Origin of the sequence: Sphingomonas sanguinis NBRC 13937, from assembly GCF_001591005.1 — a bacterium.
GTDB lineage: Bacteria > Pseudomonadota > Alphaproteobacteria > Sphingomonadales > Sphingomonadaceae > Sphingomonas > Sphingomonas sanguinis.
Map to the genome: position 1 here is coordinate 1 of NZ_BCTY01000099.1, position 2,481 is coordinate 2,481.

Below are 2,481 nucleotides of genomic sequence, written 5' to 3' on the forward strand. Positions count from 1 at the left end.
GGTAAGCGTGTCGTGGAGGCCGCGGACTATGCTGCTTGCGCAATCGGCTGATCTACTGGCGGCATCCAATTCCAGGGCATGAGTTCGTCCCATCGGCTGGCAGGCCAGTCTGCCGCGACTTTGGCAATGACGTCGGCGATATAGGTCTGCGGGTCGACGCCGTTGGCCTTGCAGGTCTGGATGACGGTGTAGAGGGCCGCGGCCCGTTCGCCACCTGCGCGAGAGCCGGCGAACAACCAGTTGCGGCGTCCGACGGCGACACCGCGCAGCGCACGTTCCGCGATATTGTTGTCGATCTCCAGGCGGCCATCATCGAGAAAGCGCGACAGGGCCGGCCAGCGCTTCGTGCCATAGGCGATGGCCCGGGCCATGTCAGACTTGGGCGACAGGCGTCGCAGAGCAGCGTCGAGTACATCGCGAAGGTCATCGACCAGCCGCCGGCTTTTCTCCTGACGGGTTCGGCATCGCGCATCGGGCGGTTGGCCGCGGACCGCGGCCTCAACGGCATAGAGCGCGCCGATCCGCTCGAGGATGTCGGTGGTCAGCGGCGTGGGCGACCGCTCGTGAAGATCGAAGACCTTGCGTCGGAAATGTGCCCAGCAGGCGACCTCGGTGACGCCGCTGCGGTAGAGCCCGTCGTATCCGGCATAGGCATCGGCCTGGAGAAAGCCGCGAAAGCCGGCAAGATGGGCCAGCGGATGCGCGGCGGTGCGGTCGGGCGTGAAGCGATACCAGGTTGCACGAGGTGCCGTGCTGCCGGATGCCCGGTCGTCGGTCGCGTAGATCCAAAGCCGCCCGGTCGCGGTCTTGCCCCGGCCGGGGTCGAGCACCGGCACGGGCGTGTCATCGGCATGGATCTTATCGGCCTTGAGCAACTCGTCACGGATGCGGCCGACGATGGGGTCGAGGAGTGCTGCGGCCTGTCCGGCCCAGCCCGCCAACGTCGAGCGGTCGATGTCGAGCCCTTGCGCCGTCATCATCTCGGCCTGGCGGTACAGCGGCAGATGATGGTCGAACTTCGAGACGATGACGTGCGCCAGTGTCGCGAACGTGGCCTTGCCGCGTGCCACGGCGCTGACCGGTGCCGACGCCTGGACGATCTTCTCGCACACCCGGCAGCTGTATTTGGGGCGGACGTTGCGCACGACACGCCAGCGCACCGGCACGATGTCGAGCATCTCGTGCGCGTCGATACCCAGCGGGCGCAACGCACCACCGCAATCCGGGCAGGTGCAGGCGCCCGATGCCGGTTCGTGGACGACCTCCTCGCGCGGCAGGTGCCCCGGCAGACTGCGGACGGGCATCGGCCGCGCCGCTACGCTGGCCGCAGTGACATCGACCACCGGAGTGTCACGCTCCGTCTCCAGCTCTTCCAGCGCCAGTTCGAGTTGCTCGATCTCGCGTCCCAGCTTCTCGGACGAGGCGCCGAACTGCATCCGCCGCAGTCGGGCGATCTGGCCGCGCAAGGTATCGATGAGCAGATCGCGGGCGGCGAGCGCGGCATTGGCCCGGGCGAGTAAGGCCTCCAGCGCGGCGATCCGCGCGGTGGCATCTGCAGGGGAAACAGGCGCTTCCGACACGCTGTCTTCATAGCAGATTGCAGGTCGGCGAGCGAGCAAAAGCGGCGTAAAACCGCCGTTCTCACCCCGCCAGCGTCGGCGTAAACGTCCGCTCGGGCCGACGCCAGTCGATGCCCTCCAGCAGCATCGACAATTGCGCCGGCGTCAGCGTCACCGTGCCAGTCGCGGTCACCGGCCAGACGAAACGGCCACGGTCGAGCCGCTTGGAAAACAGGCAAAGTCCCTGGCCGTCGAACCACAGCAGCTTGACCAGATGACCGCGTTTGCCCCGGAACACGAACAAGGCACCCGAATGCGGGTTCTGCGCCAGCACCTGCTGCACCAGCACCGCCAGGCCATCGAACCCCTTGCGCATGTCGGTCACCCCGCACGCCAGGAACACCCGCGTCGGTAGCGGCGTCGGGCTCATCGCAGCACCGACAGCACCCGTGCCAGCGCGCCTGCATCCACTGCGGCATCCACACTCACCCGCACGCCACCCGGCAGTTCGATATGGATGAACCCCGATGGACATGGTGCCGGCTGCGGTGTCGGCGCGACCGGTTCCGCCACCTGCACTTCGGCGAACACCGGCACCGAAGCCACGACGCCCGCCAGCTTGCCCTCCCGCAATTGCTTGCGCCACGTGTAGATCAGGCTGCTCGACACCTCACGCCGGGCGATGACGTCGCAAACCCGCACCCCCGGCCGGAACGCCTCGGCCAGGATCTCCAGCTTCTCCGCGTCAGACCATCGGCGCCGGCCTGACATACGGCCAACGACATCCATACGACTGGTCATACGAGCGCTCGTATGACCAGTCGTAGAACCAACAACTTCCCGCACCGCCCGCGCCCTCGTCAAAGGCGACAAGCATCCCGACCGCCAGCGCTACCGCAAGGCGGCCTGCTGAACACGCTTA

The 2,481-nt window shown here is 67.2% G+C and carries 3 protein-coding genes; all 3 read right to left on the reverse strand.

From position 1 onward, the window contains the following. Positions 1-26 precede the first annotated feature (26 nt). The 3 genes from tnpC to tnpA are packed head-to-tail and all read right to left on the reverse strand — an operon-like array spanning position 27 to position 2,330. Positions 27-1,598, reverse strand: coding sequence for an IS66 family transposase (gene tnpC, locus SSA01S_RS18665; protein ID WP_156477965.1), 1,572 nt, complete (start codon positions 1,596-1,598; stop codon positions 27-29). Between the two features lie 43 nt (positions 1,599-1,641). Beyond that, on the reverse strand, positions 1,642-1,989 hold the full coding sequence (gene tnpB, locus SSA01S_RS18670; RefSeq protein WP_061781594.1) for an IS66 family insertion sequence element accessory protein TnpB: 348 nt from the start codon (positions 1,987-1,989) through the stop codon (positions 1,642-1,644). Next, positions 1,986-2,330, reverse strand: coding sequence for an IS66-like element accessory protein TnpA (gene tnpA, locus SSA01S_RS18675; RefSeq protein WP_244885714.1), 345 nt, complete (start codon positions 2,328-2,330; stop codon positions 1,986-1,988). The genes tnpB and tnpA overlap by 4 nt, the downstream gene beginning before the upstream one ends. Between the last annotated feature and the right edge of the window lie 151 nt (positions 2,331-2,481).

Bases quoted from the DNA above. Each gene is read 5' to 3' on its own strand.
- tnpB (WP_061781594.1), bottom strand. From the start codon at position 1,989: ATGAGCCCGACGCCGCTACCGACGCGGGTGTTCCTGGCGTGCGGGGTG.
- tnpA (WP_244885714.1), bottom strand. From the start codon at position 2,330: ATGTCAGGCCGGCGCCGATGGTCTGACGCGGAGAAGCTGGAGATCCTG.